This is a genomic window from Limisphaera ngatamarikiensis (assembly GCF_011044775.1).
In the GTDB taxonomy this organism is placed as follows: domain Bacteria; phylum Verrucomicrobiota; class Verrucomicrobiia; order Limisphaerales; family Limisphaeraceae; genus Limisphaera; species Limisphaera ngatamarikiensis.
Window position 1 is genome coordinate 140,136 of sequence record NZ_JAAKYA010000052.1, and the last position, 18,301, is coordinate 158,436.

General features: G+C 65.4%; 9 protein-coding genes. 5 read left to right on the forward strand and 4 right to left on the reverse strand.

All coding sequences use genetic code 11. From position 1 onward, the window contains the following. Positions 1-195 precede the first annotated feature (195 nt). The 4 genes from G4L39_RS07895 to G4L39_RS07910 all read left to right on the forward strand — a co-directional run bounded on the left by G4L39_RS07895 (position 196) and on the right by G4L39_RS07910 (position 10,926). Positions 196-3,393 carry a DUF4091 domain-containing protein gene (locus tag G4L39_RS07895; protein ID WP_165107267.1) on the forward strand — a complete coding sequence of 1,066 codons (3,198 nt, stop codon included), beginning with the start codon at positions 196-198 and terminating at the stop codon, positions 3,391-3,393. Positions 3,394-3,638: 245 nt separating this feature from the next. Further along, the gene (locus G4L39_RS07900) at positions 3,639-8,420 is read left to right on the forward strand and encodes an autotransporter-associated beta strand repeat-containing protein (RefSeq protein ID WP_165107269.1); all 4,782 of its coding nucleotides are present in this window, start codon (positions 3,639-3,641) and stop codon (positions 8,418-8,420) included. A gap of 97 nt (positions 8,421-8,517) precedes the next feature. After that, positions 8,518-8,937 (forward strand): secondary thiamine-phosphate synthase enzyme YjbQ, encoded by a 420-nt coding sequence (locus tag G4L39_RS07905; RefSeq protein WP_165107271.1) that lies wholly within the window; start codon positions 8,518-8,520, stop codon positions 8,935-8,937. 75 nt (positions 8,938-9,012) lie between these two features. Further along, entirely contained in the window at positions 9,013-10,926 is a 1,914-nt protein-coding gene (locus G4L39_RS07910; RefSeq protein ID WP_165107273.1) for an OPT family oligopeptide transporter, read from the forward strand. A gap of 220 nt (positions 10,927-11,146) precedes the next feature. Here the strand turns inward: G4L39_RS07910 and glnA are convergent, their stop codons facing one another. The 3 genes from glnA to G4L39_RS07925 form a co-directional block, all read right to left on the reverse strand. After that, positions 11,147-12,559, reverse strand: a complete 1,413-nt coding sequence (glnA, locus tag G4L39_RS07915; protein ID WP_165107275.1) for a type I glutamate--ammonia ligase — start codon at positions 12,557-12,559, stop codon at positions 11,147-11,149. A 138-nt stretch (positions 12,560-12,697) separates the two neighbouring features. Next, positions 12,698-14,050: an ammonium transporter gene (locus tag G4L39_RS07920; protein WP_165107277.1), complete on the reverse strand. Its 1,353-nt coding sequence runs from the start codon at positions 14,048-14,050 to the stop codon at positions 12,698-12,700. Between the two features lie 83 nt (positions 14,051-14,133). After that, positions 14,134-14,472 carry a P-II family nitrogen regulator gene (locus G4L39_RS07925; RefSeq protein WP_165107279.1) on the reverse strand — a complete coding sequence of 113 codons (339 nt, stop codon included), beginning with the start codon at positions 14,470-14,472 and terminating at the stop codon, positions 14,134-14,136. A 434-nt stretch (positions 14,473-14,906) separates the two neighbouring features. Between G4L39_RS07925 and G4L39_RS07930 the strand changes: the two genes are divergently transcribed. Further along, positions 14,907-15,713, forward strand: a complete 807-nt coding sequence (locus G4L39_RS07930) for a nucleotide excision repair endonuclease (RefSeq protein ID WP_205880866.1) — start codon at positions 14,907-14,909, stop codon at positions 15,711-15,713. A 162-nt stretch (positions 15,714-15,875) separates the two neighbouring features. On the opposite strand, the gene G4L39_RS15075 is transcribed toward G4L39_RS07930, so the two are convergent. Further along, a complete protein-coding gene (locus G4L39_RS15075; protein ID WP_165107283.1) occupies positions 15,876-18,164 on the reverse strand; it encodes a tetratricopeptide repeat protein in 2,289 nt (762 codons plus the stop codon). Between the last annotated feature and the right edge of the window lie 137 nt (positions 18,165-18,301).

The following is an 18,301-nucleotide window of genomic DNA, read 5'->3' on the forward strand; positions in this document are numbered from 1 at the left end:
ACCGGTCCGGAAGCCGGGCCGGCGCAATCGCGCCGGGACGGAACTTCCCACAGGCCACACTAGGCCACCACACCCACGGTCGTCAAAACGCCCGGGACCGGTCCCCACGGCCCCGCAGGGTCCTGTACCCGTCCAATCTACCCATGCCTTGCGGCCCGGCCGCAACCCCGCCATGCTTGGCCTCGGACATTACCGATGCGCATCGCTCCAACCCCATCCCTCCTGCTGAGCCTCGGCCTCTGTGCGGTCGGGGTTGCCTTGGGCCAAAACCTGGTCCCCGACGGCGAACTGCGGGCGGGCACCCACGAACCCGCCCACTGGCGCCTGGGCGCCGGTCAGGGCTCATGGCGCAACCAAGGTGAACCTGCCGGCGTACTCACCCTCACCGGTACCGGACGCGACAGCGGCTGGTGGCGCTCCGAAGAAATCGCGCTCCAGCCCGGCGGACTCTACGAAGTCCGGTTCCGCGCCCGACGTGCCCCGGGCGCCACCGGAGGCGTCGCCTTCGTCGGCACCAGCAGAATCCACCGGGATTTCCGCTTGGGCGAGGCATGGGAGGAATACCGTTTCGTCTTTCGCCAGCCCGATGATGCACCCACCGATTTCCTCCGCCTCGGCCAGTGGGAGGTCAACGGAACCCTGGAGTTCGACACGGCTTCGTTGCTCCCTGTCTGTGCAGTGCATCAACCGGACCCGGACGACCCGGAGAGTACCACCGGCATGGAACTCGGAGCGGGCGAGATTCTCTCGGGTCGCACCTACACGTTCCGACCCTACTATTATTGGGAAGGCGCCAACTTTCACCGCCCCCTCCACCGTGCCACGGCCCGATTCAACACCGACCGGTGGATCTTCACCGAAGGCGCCGAGGTGATTTACAAGTTCGAAATCCCCAACCATCGCCAGCTCAACGCCCGGCTCCATGTCAACGTGAACCATCACGTGGCCGGGCCCCTTTACATCTTAGCCGCACGCCAACCCGATCAGTGGCTCCGAGTGGCCGTGTTGGACGGGAATTCCAACGCCTGCCACGCCGCCCTCCCAAGCACCCTGTTCCCCGCACGCACCGTGTGGGTTCGACTGCATGCGCCCGAGCCGGGCACGGAATTGCAGGTCAACCAATGCCAGTACGAAGCGCAGCTGGATCCACCAATGCCCGGCCCCGTCCACGGCCAGACCACCTTCTACACCTTCACCACCCGATCTCCCGCGCTCCGCCTGCACTCCATCACCCGCAAACAGGAGGCCGGCAACGCCCGCATCCTCCTCCAACTCCAACTCCAAAATGAGTGTGAACACCCCCTGACGCTCGACGGTCGCGTCATGACCGAGCGGGTCCCGGCCCGGCCGGACTCCCCCATGCCCACACAATTGTCCCCCGGCCAAATTGCCCGGATCAGCTTCGCCCTGGATCCGCCCGAGCCGGGACAGTTCCCCCTCACTCTCCGGATCACCGACGACTCGGCCCGACCCTTACTCGAGCTGCAGACCCGACTCGACCTCCCCCTGCTTGACGATCCCCGGCCCGGTTACCCCCTGACCTCCGACGCCGCCCTGAATCTCTGGTGGTGCGAAAGCGGCTGGAAAATCGCCCGTCACCGCCAGCCTCCCCGGCCCGTCGCCAACCCGGGACCCGTCACACTGCACCTGGCCCGCCGCGAATTCGAAGCCGTGCAACTGATCCTGCGCCCCAATCAACCCGCCAACCTCGTGTCCGCCCGGGTGCAGTGGGACAAAACACCCGGCACCGGAACCAGAGCTCCCTTGGAAACCGAGTTTTACGAAGTGGCCTATGTCGAGGTCACCATCCCGAGCGACAACACCTGCAGCCCGGGACTCTATCCCGATCCCCTGCCCCCTCTCATCACGCCCCTTCCACTACGACCGGGGCTGAACCAGCCCCTGTGGCTCGAAATTTACGCCCCGCCCACGGCCGCCGCCGGACCCCACCGCGGCACCATCCTTCTAACGCTCCAAACTAACAACTCCACGCATCAGCTCCGCATCCCCATCGAGGTTCACGTGTACGATTTCACCCTGCCCGAGGTTGCTCACCTGCGCAGTGCCATGGGCATGGACGCAGGGTCCATCGAGCGCTACCACAAGCTCGAACGGCCGGAGCATAAAATTGACGTTTACGGCAGGTACCTGCGCAACTTTGCCGAGCACCGCATCAGCCCCTATAGCTTCTTCCACTACGCACCCATTCAGGTCCGCTTCGTCGGCACCCACCCGGAAAAACGGGCCCGGGTCAGTTTTGAGGAATTCGACCGCTGGGCCCGCGTCTGGCTGGTGTCCAGCCCGTCCCACGGCAAAGACAGCCCGGAAACCGCCCCACCAACCACCCCGGTAATCGGGAAAGTCCCGGTTCCCACCCCGGGACCGCGCGGCGTGCGCTTCAACAGTTTTCACCTGCCCCTCGTGGGCATGGGCGGCGGGACCTTCTACAGCCGGGCCCTGGGCCGCCTGGAAGGCTTCGAGGAGGGCACACCCGAACACACCCGCCTGTTCCGGGATTACCTGGGTCAGGTCGTCGCCCATCTGCGTCAGGAGGGATGGTTGCCGCTGGCCTATACCTACTGGTTCGATGAACCCGACCCCAAGGATTACGCCTTCGTCGTGGCCGGCCAGGAACGAATCCGCGCCGCCGCGCCCGACCTCAAACGCATGCTCACCGAACAGCCGGAGCCCGAACTCCTCGGTCACGTGGATATCTGGTGCGCCCTCACACCGCACTGGACCCATGACTCCGTGGCCGCCCGCCACGCCGCAGGCGAAGAGGTTTGGTGGTACATCTGCACCGTGCCCAAGGCCCCCTACATCACCCTCTTCAGCGATCACCCCGCCACCGAACTCCGACTCTGGCCCTGGCAGGCATGGCAATACAACATCGACGGCATCCTCATCTGGTCCACGACCTGGTGGACCAGCCCCACCGCCTACCCCGATTCCCTTCAGAATCCCTGGGAGGATCCCATGAGCTGGGTCAGTGGCTACGGCCGCCAGCCCGGCACCCGCGAACCCTGGGGTAACGGCGACGGCCGGCTCCTCTACCCGCCGCGCCGCGACCCCAACACCGCCACCGAACCCTGCCTGGACGACCCCATCAACTCGATTCGCTGGCAAAACCTGCGCGACGGCATGGAAGACTACGAGTATTTCTGGCTCCTTCGCCAAACACTCCAGCAGGCCGAGGCGCACCCGGCCACCATCCCGGCCGACCTGTCCCGTCAGGCCCGCGCGCTCCTCGAAATCCCGCCCTCCATCTCGCGCGACTTAACCCACTTCACCACCGACCCGCGCTTGCTCCTCCAACATCGTCATCAGATCGCCCGAACGATCGAGCAATTGCAGGCTTTGTCCTCTCCAACCCCAAATCCGACCAAACCGTAGCTCGTTCCGCCGCACTCCCGCGCCGGCTGAAGCATCCGCACCAACCCGGGTCTGGCAGTCGGAAGCCGTGGCGCCGGGCATCCTTCCGCTTGCAGCCGTCAACGTGGGTCGTAGACTCAACACCGCTGATCATGACAGGAGGAGGTCCATCCCCAACGCCGTGCGTGCCACCCACAGAGGTATCGGGCCCCGCCATGCTCATAGCTCGAAACCGTCATAGACCCACAACCACATCCAAAGCGGGCATGGACCACGAACTCACCGACACCCCGCGACCAGATGCGAAGGACACCGGTCCAACCCCCGCCGGGCAGCGCACCCCCCCGCCCCTTCGCAGGTCCCTCGCCGCATACCTGGGCATTCTGACACTGGTCGGCGCCCTGGGTCCGGTCCTGCAGACCCCGGCCCAAATCCCGGCCTTCCCCGGCGCCGAGGGTTTCGGCGCCTTCGCCCGCGGCGGCCGCGGCGGCGATGTCTATTACGTCACCAATCTCAACAGCAGCGGCCCCGGCTCCTTCGCCGACGCCATCGCCACGGCACCCGCCGCCGGCCGCACCATCGTCTTCGGCGTCAGCGGTTACATCCGCATCAACAAGTTCAACCTCAACAAATCCCGCATCACCATTGCCGGTCAGACCGCCCCCGGCGACGGCATCGGATTCGAATTCGGCCCCCTCATCATCAACGGCAGCGACATCGTGATCCGGCACGTGCGCTTCCGCTACGGCCGGCGCGATGCCGGAGGCGACTGCATCAACCTCGGCAACGGCGTCACCAACATCCTGCTGGACCACTTGAGCGTCATGTTCTCCACCGACGAGAACATCTCCAGCTTCTCCCAGAATCCCCGGCCGGATTTCATCACCTTCCAATGGTCTCTCAATGCCTGGGGCCTGGAAAGCCACTCCTGCGGAGGCCTGTGGGACTTTAACCGCGTCACCACCCATCACACCCTCTGGGCCCACAACCACACCCGCAACCCCAAGGCCCGACCCGACGGCCTCCTCGACTGGATCAACAACGTCACCTACGACTGGGACATCGGCTTCATCATGGGCGATTCCACCACGCCGGCCAATTGGAAGGCCAACGTGATCGGCAACTATTTCATCTGTCCACCGGGCAACCTCCGGAGCGTTGCCCTGGAAAAGGCCAGCCTGGACCGCAACGGCAACTACAACTTCACCCTCCACGTCGCCAACAACCTCTTCGACAACAACGGCAACACCGTGCTGGACGGCTCCGACCGCGGCTTCGCCATCGCTTCCGGCAGTTACCGCGCCGCCACCTCGCCCATCGTCGTGCCCGGCCCCCAGGTGCCCGTCACCGTGGACCCGCCCCTCACCGCCTACAAGAAGGTCATCTCCCAGGCAGGTGCCCTCCGACTCGACGCCCTGGCTGGCATCCCCCTGCGCGATGAGGTGGATTCCATCCTCATCGACAACCTCCGGAACTGGCGGCGCATGCGCGTCAGCAGCGAAAGCCAGACCGGCGCCAGCAACAATGGCTGGGGCCAGCTCAACTCCGCTCCCGCACCCACCGATACCGACCGTGACGGCATGCCGGACGACTGGGAACTGACGCTGGGTTGGGACCCGGTTGCACCCGACCACAACGTGCCGCTGCCCGCCACCCATGGCGTCCTGGCCCCACCCACCTTCTTTCCCCCAGGGACCCCGGCCGGTTACACCCGACTCGAAGAGTACCTCCACTTCAAGGCCTCCCCCCACGCCATCATTCCCCGCAACACGCCCGAAAAGCCCTCCTCCTTCACCGTGGACCTCCGCCGCTACACCCTCGGCTTCGACAAGCCACCCGTGGTCTTCACCCTGAGCCGCATCAGCGGCGGTTCCGCCGAACTCCTGGCCGACGGCTGCACCGTCCGATTTACCCCCGACCCCGGGTTCACCGGGCGCGCCGGCTTCGATTTCACCGTCACCGACGGCGACGGCAGTACGTGGACGCAATCATTCCTCGTGCTGGTCAGCGCCGCGCGTGTGCCGCGCAATCTCCGCTGGCAGGGCGACGGCACGCAAAACCTTTGGGACACCAACACCCCGAGCTTTCGCGACGCCACCGGCCCCACCGCGTTCGAACCCGGCGACCACGTACGATTCGACGATTCCGGTTCCAACACACCTCCCATCACCCTCGTGGGCAGCCTGAGCCCGGGATCCGTCGAGGTCAGCGCCAGCGTGGATTACACCTTCACCGGACCGGGCTCCCTCACCGGTCCCATGAGCCTCACCAAACGCGGCCCCGGCACCCTGATCCTTGGCACCACCAACGATTACAGCGGCGGCACCACCCTGGCCGGAGGCATCCTCGTCCTCACCAATCACACCCTCGCCGCCGGCACAGGTCCCATCCGCATGGAGGGCGGCGACCTCTGGCTCGCCGCTCCCGGCGGCCCGGCCGTTTACAGTCAACCCTTGGAAATCCGCGCCCCCGCAACCCTCCACATCCCCGGCACCGGCAACGCCAACCAGGCCTGGGGCGGCCCGATCACCGGCACCGAACCGCTAACGCTGGATATCGCCGCCGGCGGCACCTTTTCCGCACGCAGTGGAATGAACCTGACCGGCTACGCCGGCGTCATCCGCTTGATCGGACCCGGCTGGTTCCGCTGGCAGGGCGGCTCCGGCAGCAGCACCACGGAATTCGATCTCGGCCCCCAGGGCACCATGATCTCGAGGGACGGCGGCACCGTGACCCTGGGCAGTCTCCGGGGCGGCCCCGGCAGCTCCCTGGCAGGCGCCTCGGTTTCCGCCAACCTCACCACCTACCAAATCGGTCCGCGCGGCAGCAGCACTTTCGAGGGCGTCATCCGGGACGGCGTAGCACCCACCCGTATCGTCAAACTGGGCGACGGAACCCTGACCCTCACCGGCACCAACCTCCACACGGGTGGCACCTGGATCGGCGCCGGGACCCTGCGCATGGATGGACACCACGGCCCCGCCCCCGTCATCGTCTCCAACAACGCCACGTTGAGCGGCACCGGGTTCATCCAGGGACCGGTCACTGTCCTGACCGGAGGGCGGATCGACCCTGGAGGCGCCGACGTCGGAACCTTGACCCTCGCAGGTGGATTGACACTCAACTCCCCCACCCTGGTCTTTGACCTCGCATCAACCCCGGAAGGCCCGAGCGACCGCATCCGGCTTCAGGGAGGCCTGCTCACCATGAACAGCCTCCAGACCTACCAATTCCGTCTGCGGGAAGGCCGGCTGCACGCCGGCACCTACACCCTTATCGAAGGCGGCGACAACACCAGCGTCAGCAGCGCCGTCTTCACCCACAACCTCCCGGGCGGCACCCGGCAAACCTTCCAGATCCAGCGGCCCCCCGCGGGCAACGGCGAGTGTTACGTGCGCCTCATCGTACAGGGCAACCCGGCCACTCTGATCTGGCGCGGTCTCCAGAACAACCTCTGGGACCTCACCACCACCAACTGGTGGAACGACGGTCAACCCGACCGATTCTATCCCCTCGACGCCGTCGTGGTCGACGACACCAGCGCTCACAGCCCCGAAATAAGCCTCGCCACCGCGCTGACCCCCGCCTCCGTCCTCGTCAATATCACCACCGACCGCACCTTCTCAGGACCGGGCGCCCTCACCGGGTCGGGCTCGCTCACAAAGACCGGTCCCGGCACGCTCCACATCCGCAACACCAACACAACATTCCAGGGCACCGTCCACGTCATGGGCGGTACCCTGAACCTGGCCGTGGCCGGGAGCACCTTGGGACAGGGACCGCTCATCCTCAGCGGCGAGGGCACGTTCCAAATGCCGCCCACGGCCGTGCAGTACAACTACTCGGGCACACTCACCGTTCCTGCAGGGGAAAGCGGTACGCTGTACTCACCCGGCCTCTTCAACCAGGTCCTGGGACCGTTGGTCTCGGGCGACACCAACAGCGTCCTCCGCATCGCCGGCGGCGTCAGCTTCGGGGGGGCCGATTCACAACAGTTCGACCGTTTCCAGGGCACCATTCACGTGTTGCCGGGTGCCACGCTCCGCTTCGCCCTCGCCTCCAGCGGCAATACCTTCGGTTCACTCATACCCACGTTCCGCGTGGACGGATCGCTCCGGCCACGCAACGCCGGCAACACCATCCGCCTCGGCGCCATCGCAGGAACCGGCGCCCTCGAGGGACCCCAGTCCAATGCCGGCTCCGGCGACACCCTCTACATCATCGGCGGCAACAACCGCTCCAGCACGTTCGATGGCATCCTCAGCAGCAACACCGCCGTGGCCGGCAGCCGCGTCCTCCTCCGGAAGGTCGGCATCGGACGCCTCACCCTCCGCGGTCCCAGTACCTACACCGGCGGCACCACCGTGGAGGCCGGCACACTGGTGGTCAACAACACCACCGGCAGCGGCACCGGCACCGGAGAAGTTCGTGTGCTCGCTGGCGCCACCCTAGCCGGCACAGGGACCATCGCCGGACCGACCACCCTGGAGGATCACGCGCGACTTGCCCCCGGCGACAACGGACCCGGAACCCTCACCTTCCTCGGCGACCTCGAACTGAACGAATTCAGCGAACTGGACTTCGACCTCGGCACGGCCAGCGACCAGATCCTTGTCCGGGGCGCCCTCACCCTCGCCGGCCGGCTGAATGTCAACCCGGGCCCCGGATTCGGGCCGGGCACCTACACCCTCATCCGTTGCGACCCGAACCAACCTTTCCACAATGGCGGTCTCGTCCCGGGCGAAACACCGCCCGGTTTCCAATACGAAATCGAGGCAATCCCGGGCGAGGTCCGCCTCCACGTCCGCCCCATCGCACCCCCGCAGTTCACCTCATGGCAATGGCACGAACAAACCCTCCGACTCACCGCCGAAGGCGGCCCCCCGAACACACCCTGCATCCTCCTCTCCACCACAAACCTCGCGCTCCCGTTGGAAATCTGGCGACCGCTGGCCACCAACGTCTTCGATACCCGCGGGCGATCCGAATGGGTTCTTCCCGTGGATCAAACGGAACCGGTCCGGTTCCTGCGGCTTTGGGTGCCCTGACGCTCGTTCGCGTAAGGGCTTTTCAAGGGCGCGGGGCCACACAACCGCACGCGCCGCGCGTTGCCCGCGCTCATCCCGCATGGCATAAAGAACACCCGTGAAAAGTCTGACCGAGTACCTGTGGTTCGAACTGCCGCGGCGGCGCGGGTTCGTAAACATCACCGACACCGTCGAAAACCTGGTCCGGAAAAGCGGCGTGCAGGAGGGGCTCTGCCTCGTCAACGCCATGCACATCACCGCCAGCGTCTTCATCAACGACGCCGAAGACGGACTGCTCCAGGATTTCGACGACTGGCTGGAAAAACTCGCCCCGCACGAGCCCATCAGCCAATACCGACACAACCGCACCGGCGAAGACAATGCCGACGCCCACCTCAAACGCCAGGTCATGGGCCGTGAGGTCGTTGTCGCCATCACCAAGGGCCGGCTCGATCTCGGTCCGTGGGAGCAAATCTTCTACGGCGAGTTCGACGGTCGCCGCCGCAAGCGTGTCCTGGTCAAGATCATCGGCGAATGAGGTGCGGCCGCCGCAACACCGGCCGGCCCGTAACACTCCGCACACAAACCCATCGAGCCAACCTCCCGACCTCCCATGGCCATTCTTCAACTGACTCCGGAACAGGTCCGAACCTGGACCCTGGAACAAAAGGACCGTTGGTGGCTGGAAAACGTCTGGCGGGGCGACATGCCCCAGTTGACATGGCGTTCAGCCCTCACCGGGATGTTCCTCGGCGGATTGCTTTCCCTGACCAACCTTTATGTGGGCGCCAAAACCGGCTGGACCCTCGGCGTCGGCATCACCTCGGTCATCCTTGCCTTCGCCCTGTTCAAGGTTCTGGCACGGACCGGACTGACGGGCGAATTCACCATCCTCGAAAACAACTGCATGCAGTCCATCGCCACGGCCGCGGGCTACATGACCGCGCCGCTGATCTCCAGCCTGGCCGCCTACATGATGGTCACGGGAGGGATCATCCCCATGCCCGTCACCATCGCATGGATGGTGGCGGTCTCGGTGCTCGGCGTGCTGTTCGCCTTCCCGCTCAAACGCCGGTTCATCAACGACGAACAGCATCCCTTCCCCGAAGGCCGTGCGGCCGGGATCGTCATGGACGCACTCCACAGCAGTGGCGCGCAGGAAGGACTGTTCAAAGCCCGCGTCCTGGTAAGTGCGGCGGGACTTTCCGCCCTCGCCAAGTTGATGCAGAGCCAGCCCATCATGGAACGGCTGCGCCTGGCCTGGCTGACCATCCCCGAGTACCTGGACGAGTGGGCGTACCGTCTCTGGGGCACCATCCAGATCCGGGGCGTGGACCTGCGCGAGCTGACGGTCCGGCCCGATACGGACTTCGTCATGATGGCCGCTGGTGGTTTGATGGGCATTCGCGTGGGCGTTTCCCTGCTGGTGGGCGCCATCGTCAATTACCTCGTCCTGGTCCCCTGGGCCATCCAGGCGGGCATCATCCAGGGTGTGCCCGGACCTGACGGCCTCCTGCATTACGGTTTTCGGACCATCACCGCGTGGGCCTTGTGGGGCGGCGTGGCCATGATGACCACCGCCTCGCTCCTGGCGTTCTTTTCCAAACCTCAACTGCTGGTCCAGGCGTTCCGCGGCATCTTCCGATCGCGCGCCGCCACCAGCGACGTCCTGGCCCACATCGAACTGCCCATGTGGGTCTTCGTGGTGGGCATCCCGGTGGTGGGCTTTGCCGTGGTATGGCTGGGCCACGCGTTCTTCGGGGTGAAATGGTGGCTGGGCGCCCTGGCCATCCCGCTGGTCTTCATCTTCACGCTCATCGCGGTCCACTCCACGGCCCTGACCTCCATCACCCCCACCGGGGCCATGGGCAAACTCACCCAGCTCACCTTCGGCCTGCTCGACCCCGGCAACATCAAGAGCAACCTCATGACCGCGGGCATCACCGCCGAGGTCGCCGGCAACGCCTCCAACCTGCTCATGGACATCAAACCGGGCTATATGCTGGGAGCCAAACCCCGGCAGCAAGCCATCGGACACGTCCTCGGAATCCTGGCAGGTGCCATCGTCTCCGTCCCCATATTCTACGCCGTGTTCCTGCGCGGCGGACCGGAGCAACTGGTGCAGGAGCAATACCCCATGCCCGCAGCCACAATCTGGAAGGCCGTGGCCGAAGCGTTGACCCAGGGCCTGGACCAACTGCCCGTCTCGGCCCGTTGGGCGGCCCTGGTCGGTGCCGTGCTCGGCATCGTGCTGGAGGGAGTCCGCATCGCCACACACGGCCGGTTCTGGCTCTCGCCCGTGGGGCTCGGACTGGCCACCGTCATCCCCTTCAACACCTGCCTGGCCATGTTCCTCGGTTCCTTTGTCTTCTGGTGCGCGGAACGGCTACTGAAAAAGCCCGACACCCCCGCTCACCGCCTCCTGGTCCAAAACCAGGAACCCATCTGCGGCGGTGTCATCGCCGGGGGCGCGCTCATGGGTATCGCCGTCATTCTCATCGAAAATTTCGTCCTGCCCTCCCGGTAGAAGGTTCTCCGCACCACCGCCGCCAAAACCGGGAAGGACGCCGGACCAACCGCCTCAAACTGTCCCCTTTGCCACCGGCAAATCATCCTGCCCCGCGGGTCTCGCGCCCCTCCTCAGCCCGGTCGGCCCCTCGCCTCCAAAACCCGCACACAAAAAAACAGACGGCGCGGGCTGTAACCCGCGCCGTCCCCGGCCTCAACCACAACCGAGCACACCCGTCTCAGACGTCGTAGTAGAGGAAGAACTCGTACGGGTGCGGCCGGAGCCGGATGGCGTCGTGTTCCTTGCGCTTCATCGCCGCCCACATTTCCAGAAACTCGCGCGTGAACACGTCGCCCTTGAGCAGGAACTCGTGATCCTGTTCCAGGGCTTCGATCGCCTCCAACAGGCTCCCGGCCACCTGCGGCACACGTTTCAATTCCTCCGGCGGCAGCTCATAGATGTTCTTATCCAGCGGCTCGCCCGGGTGGATCTTGTTCTGAATGCCGTCCAAGCCCGCCATCAGCAGCGCGGCAAAGGCCAGGTAGGGATTGGCCGCGGGATCGGGCGGACGATACTCCAGCCGACGGGCCTTGGGGTTCTCGCTGTAGGTGGGAATCCGCACCGCGGCCGACCGATTGCGCGCGCTGTAGGCCAGGTTGACCGGTGCCTCGTAACCCGGCACCAGCCGCTTGTAGCTGTTGGTGGTCGGATTGCAAATGGCGCACAGAGCCCGGGCATGCTTTAGCAGGCCGCCAATGAAATAGAGCGCCAGTTCGCTCAGACCGGCATACTCATTCCCGGCAAACAACGGTTTGCCCTTCTTCCACAGGCTGATGTGGGTGTGCATGCCGCTGCCATTGTCCCCAAACAACGGCTTGGGCATGAACGTCGCCGTCTTGCCGTGTTTCCGGGCGACGTTCTTGACCACGTACTTGAACACCATCATGGCGTCCGCAGCCCGCACCAGCGTGTCAAACCGGTAATCAATCTCGGCCTGCCCCGCCGTGGCCACTTCGTGATGCTGCCGTTCCACCTTCACGCCCAGCTGCATCATCGTCAGGGCCATCTCGTTCCGGATGTCCTGTTGGGTATCCGCCGGCGGCACCGGAAAGTAGCCCTCCTTGTGCCGGATCTTGTAGCCCAAGCTGGGATGCTCCTCGCGTCCCGTGTTCCAGACGCCCTCGATCGAGTCCACGGTGTAGAAACAGCCGTTGGCCCGACTGTCATACTGCACATTGTCGAAAATGAAGAACTCGGCCTCCGGACCGAAGTAGGCCGTGTCGCCGATCCCGGTCGCCTCCAGATACCGTTCGGCCCGCTGGGCAATGCCCCGTGGATCGCGAATGTAGGGCTCGCGCGTGCCGGTCTCGTGAATGGTGCACGTCAGCGAAAGGGTCGGCACCGCATTGAACGGGTCGATGAATGCGGTGGCCGGATCGGGCAGCGCCAGCATGTCGCTGGCCTCAATGCTCTTCCATCCGCGGATACTCGAGCCGTCGAACCCGAATCCTTCGCTGAACACCTCCTCCGTCAACTCCTCGATCGGGCAGGTGAAATGCTGCCACGTGCCGAAGGTGTCGACGAACTTGATATCCACCATTCTGGCCCCGGCTTTGCGGGCCATCTCAATGACCTGTTTGGGTGTGCTCATGTCCAATGTTGTCCTTTGTCTGTTCTTTGCCTTTCTGCTGGTTGTCTGACACGCCCGCGCCTGCTGCGGCGCCCCTTTGGATGACCGGCAGCCTGCGCGGGCGAAAACCGCTTGTCCAGTGGTTTTCCGGCCGGCGGCTCACGCCCGCACGGAGGGGTAACCCTCCTCGCCGTGCTCCGCAAGGTCGAGACCGGAATGTTCCACCTCGGGCGCCACCCGCAAGCCCACCAGCACCCGGGCCAACAGTAGCGCCATCACCGAGACCCCGGCACTCCACACGACCGTCACCAGCACGCTCTTGAGCTGGGTGAAGACCTGGCCCGGGATGCCCACCCCCTCGGCGAGGCCGGCCCCGCCCAACGCACGGCTGGCACAAACCCCCGTCAACAACGCGCCGATGACACCGCCCACGCCGTGCACGCCAAATACATCCAGACTGTCGTCATACCCCAGGGCCCGTTTCAAACTCGTAGCGGCAAAATAACAACCCGTGGCCGCCAGAACCCCGATCAAAAGCGCGCCCATGGGTCCCGCGGTTCCACTGGCCGGTGTGATGGCCACCAGGCCCGCCACGGCACCCGTGGCCAGACCGACCGCGGTGGGTTTGCCACTTCGGAGCCACTCCCAAACCATCCACGTCGTGGCTGCCGTGCCCGTGGCCACCTGCGTCACCAACAGCGCCATCCCGGCCGTGGCGTTCGCCGCCAGGGCACTGCCGGCGTTGAATCCAAACCACCCCACCCACAGCATCGCCGCACCCGTCACGGTCATCGGCACATTATGCGGCGGCAACGGTTCCTTCCCGAAACCCATCCGCCGACCCACCATCAGACAGGCCACCAGACCGGCAATCCCGGCATTGATGTGCACCACCGTTCCACCGGCAAAGTCCAGTACGCCCCAGTCGCCAAACAGCGATCCCGGCCCCGACCATGCCATGTGACAAATCGGTAAATAACACAACGTGAACCACGTCAGCGTGAAGATCAGCATGGCACTGAACTTCATCCGCTCGGCAAAGGCACCCACAATCAGTGCCGGCGTGATGATGGCAAAGGTCAGCTGAAAGGCCGCAAAAAGGCTCTCCGGAATCGTCCCGGTCAGGCTTTCCAGGCCCACCCCGCGCAGGAATGCCCTGCTCAGCCCGCCAACAAAGGAATGAAGATTCGTCACACCGGCGGACATGCCCGTCGTGTCAAAGGCCAGACTGTAACCGTAGATCACCCACAACACGGTGACGATGCTGGCGATGGCAAAACACTGCACCAGCACCGTTAGCACGTTCTTCGCCCGGACAAGCCCGCCATAAAACAGGGCCAGGCCCGGCAGCGTCATGAACAACACCAGGGCCGTCGCGGTCAGCATCCACGCCGTGTCGCCCGAAGACAACTCGGGCTTGGTGGATTCCCCCGCCCGCGCCAGCCACGGCGTTGCCGCCCACGCCAACACCGTCAGCCCCACACCCCATCGCCGCAACCCATCGTTCTTCATAAGCCGGATCGTTCTCGACTCCAACCGGTTCGTTTCCATCTTTCCGTTCTCCTTCTCCTTGTCCCCTGCACCCGTCACCGTCCTTACACGGCAGCTTCGTCACGTTCTTCCGTCCGAATCCGGATCGCCTCCAGCACCGGAACCACGAAGATTTTGCCGTCCCCGATCTTGCCCGTCCGCGCCGCCTTCAAAATGGCCTGCACAGCCGCGTCCAGTTGCCCCTCGGTGACCACCACCTCGATTTTGATTTTGGGCAGAAAATCCACGGTGTACTCGCTGCCGCGGTAAATCTCCGTGTGGCCCCGCTGGCGACCAAACCCCTTGACCTCCGTCACCGTCATCCCCGCAATCCCCACCTCGGTCAGCGCCTCTTTGACGTCCTCCAGTTTGAACGGCTTGATGATCGCCTCGATCTTCTTCATGGCATGCGCATCTCCGGTCGTCCCGGGCCCACGACTCCGGCCCAACATCTGCCATCGGCACTTTGAACCGCCACGGAGTTGTGAACCCGAATGGTTCGTTGCCGGACCGAGAGCAACCGCGATGCCAGGCGGATGAGACAAATCCCGGCGCCTGCGCTTCTGACTGACCATCAGCAGGTTATGCGCGTCACCGCCGGACCGGTTCGAACGGCAACCCCGCCCTTGCCTCGCCCAAACTGTTGCGTTTTGACCAGAGAGACCAACCCACAACACCATCACCGGCTTGTCGCAGTCCACCCTCCCACCTCAAGATCAACGGCACACGGATGGAAGCCGTGGAATCGCAGCTGACTTTGTGGACCTGGAGGCCTCACCGGCCCCTGAGGACGTTGCTTACGCCGGAACGACTGCGGTCCGTTCCGCAAGAACCCGGTGTGTATTGGCTGGCAGGTCGGTCGCGGCGGGGAACCCCCGGTGCCGTGCTGTACGTGGGTCGGGCCACCAACCTGCGCCGACGGCTCGCGGCTTACCGAAACCTCTCCCCTGAGAACGCGCCACCTTCTCTGGCCCGCCTCCTGTCACGCGTCGTGGAGATCCGCTGGCAGGTCACGCCTGACGTCCACGCCGCAGGGTTGCTCGAAGCCGAGCTGTTGCAGCGGTACCGTCCGCCCGGTAACCGGCTCGGTACCCACCCGGAAAGTCGCTGGTTCGCGGGCATGTGGGTCGCCGCCGATCGCCTCACCCTCACCCGAAGCGCTGAACCTCTGGCCACCGGCGAGTGGTTCGGACCCTTCACCCGCCGCCACGCCTTCGCCGCCCTTCTCCGGTGCCTCCGGCGCACGTTCCATCCCCACCCCTTCGACTGGCCCCTCGGATGGTGGGCCCCACCGGGCCCAACCCGCGCCGAGTTCGTCCTCCCGCCGGCGAATCCCGATCCGGTCCCTCAAGCCCCATGGCAGGACCTGCTCCGGTCGTTCTGGCTGGGGGAATCGGCGGCCCTCCTCGATCGCTTGGCTGAGCCGTTGAAAGCCGCCACCAACCTGCCCCACTGGGAGGTGATCCTGTGGCAGCAGGACCTGACCGTTCTGACGAACTTCTATCGCTACGTCACCACGCGCTTGGGCCAGATCAGGCACCGATTCCACATTTGCGCCCCCCACATCTCCGCCGCCCAGCTTGAACAACTCCTCGCGTTGCAGCGCACCTCCACGGAAGCCCGACGCCGCCTCGCCCGAACCTGAACCTCTTCGAGCGGCCGCGGCACTTTGCCCCGGATCAGAGAATCACGCATCGGACCGCGCGTCCACGGCGCGGCCGCCCCGGCCGGGAATCTCCCACTGCAGCAAGCGGTTCCGTCGGGGTTCCGGAGCCCGGGGTCGCAATCCGGGCCCGGTGTTCGAAGGTTATCGGGGCGCCTGCAAATGCGATTCCACCTGAGCGAGGTAATTGCTCACCACGGGATTTCCGGGCGCCTGCTGTTGCGCCAATCTCAGTTGCACGGCCGCTGCCTCCCATTCCCCCAGACGCACCAGCGCCACCCCCAGGTTGATCCGCGCCAACAGATGCCCCGGCTCACGTTCCAGGACCTGCTGAAACAGGTCCCGCGCCTCCTGCGTCCGCCCCAAAAACGCAAGGGCCTCGCCCAATTGATACCGGGGCTCGACCGCCTCCGGATTCAATCGCAGGGCAAGCCGAAATGCCTCCACAGCCTCCGTCAGGCGATCCATCCGGGCCAGCGCGCGGCCTTTCTGATAAGCCCCGCGCCAGTCCTGGGGCAACAACCTGCGGACCTCTTCGAAACATACCAGTGCTTCCCCTGGCCGACCCAGCTGCAGCAGCACCTGCCCCAATTCCAACCAGCCCTCACTCAGCTCGGGCCGGATCCGGACCGCGCGCCGCAACGCGACCTCGGCCTCCTGCCACCGACCCAGCCGCGCCAGCAACCGTCCCTCTTGAAACCAACCGAGGTGATGGTGCGGGATCAGTTGCGCAACCTCGGACCACGCCTCCCGCGCGCCCGCAAGATCCCCGGTTGCTTCCAAAAACTGCGCACGCAATTCATGCAGTCGGAAATCCCGGGGACGCTGGCTCACCGCCCGTCCCAGAATCTCCCGCGCCCGCGCTGCACGCTCCGCCGTGAGCCGTTGCCGCACCTCCTGCCATTCCCGATCCGCCTCCCGAACCAACAACCTCACCTGTTCGGTCCCGGTGAACGGTGGTTGCCTGAGGCGCCGACGTACGTTGTCCAAAACCTCAAACTGCGCCCAGTCCGTCAGACCCAGACGCGTCCCGCAGTCCACTTCCGACAACCAATCGGCCCCCGACGATTCCCAACCGCGCCGGCGCAACCAGCTTTCCACCACCTCCGCCATCGCCCGGGCCAGCGCGTAGTTGCCCGACGGCTTTAAATGCACGTGCTCGTAAAAGCTTTCCAGCCCGGGAACGCCGTCGGCCGCACGCGCCGCCAGCACGGCCTGCGCGTCCAAAAACCGCACCTTCTCACCGGGAAACCTTTCGGCCACCGCCCGGCACACCGACCGGATCTGTGAATCCGCCCGAAACGGCAACGCGTCCAGGTCACATGCCCGTTCCAGGGCAAGTCGCGCCCGCTCCGTCCGCCCCAACCTCAAACAAAGCCGGCCCAACCGAAAGTGGCTCTCGGCATGCCGGGGAGCAATCGCCACCGCCGCTTCATAGGCCTCAAGCGCCCCTTCCCAATCACCGGACTGCTCCATTTGCTCACCCCGTTTGAGCCACAACGCCAGCGCCTCCGGCGTGGCACCCGCAGCCAACTCCCCCGACACGGAGGCAAACGGCGGACAGTCCCGCAGATTCACCGCAGCCGGACTCACCAGCACGTCCACGCCATGGCGCAATCCCAACTCGATCATGTCCCGCAGGTTCCGCTCGAAGTTCTTATAGGCCCGCAGCCGTCGCTCGTCCCCGGGCGGCAGTTCCCGGCCGGCAAACATCTCCATACCCGCCCAACCGCCCGGAGGTGCCGACCTTCCATCCCACCGCTCCAGCCCCTCTTTTGCAGCCTGGCCCAACGCCGTCCGCTGCAAGGCCAGCCGCGCACGCACCAAGGGCCACGGCGGTGCCGCCGGCCCCAACACATCCAATGCCCCAAAAGGCCCCACCATCTCGTTGTTCCCCAGGTACAACACCCACACGTCCCCGCCCCGGCGCGCACAGTCCCGGGCCATCGACAGCAGCGCATGCGAATTGATCGCCGTCATCGCCACCGTCACAACCTCCACCCGGCGATTCGGATACCGCGCCTGCAGCAGCACCTCCAAATACCGGCCCATGCTGAAGGCCGGACACGGATCCCCCATCGCAGCCGATTCACCCAGTACGTAAACCCGGCAACCGTCCGCAGGCCGTTCCAGGTCCATCACCGTCGGAGGTGGATTCCGCGCCAGCTGCCTCGGAAAGAACTGCCAGCCAAACCGATCGTTCTCTACCCAACAGGGCCGATCCCCCGTTTGCCCGCGCACAAAATAGCTCGTCGGCCAGCCATAACCCGCAAATCGCGCCGCCCCCTCCAGCGCCACCAACAAAACAACCGGCACACCCGTCGCCAGCGCCAACCGCCCCCACCAAACGCGCCCCCGACTCGCACCCGCGACGCCGCCCGCACCGGCCCCGGCTCCGCGCGCCGACCGGTCCTTGGACCTCCGGGGTTTCACCGACCCACCCACTACCCCGACCCACAGGCCGCCGCAAGTGCAGAAAACCGAAACCATCCGCCTCCGCCAACGCCAACAAAACCGGCGCGCACCCGCCCCGGCCCTCCACAGCCTGATTGCGCTACCCGCCGTCCCCG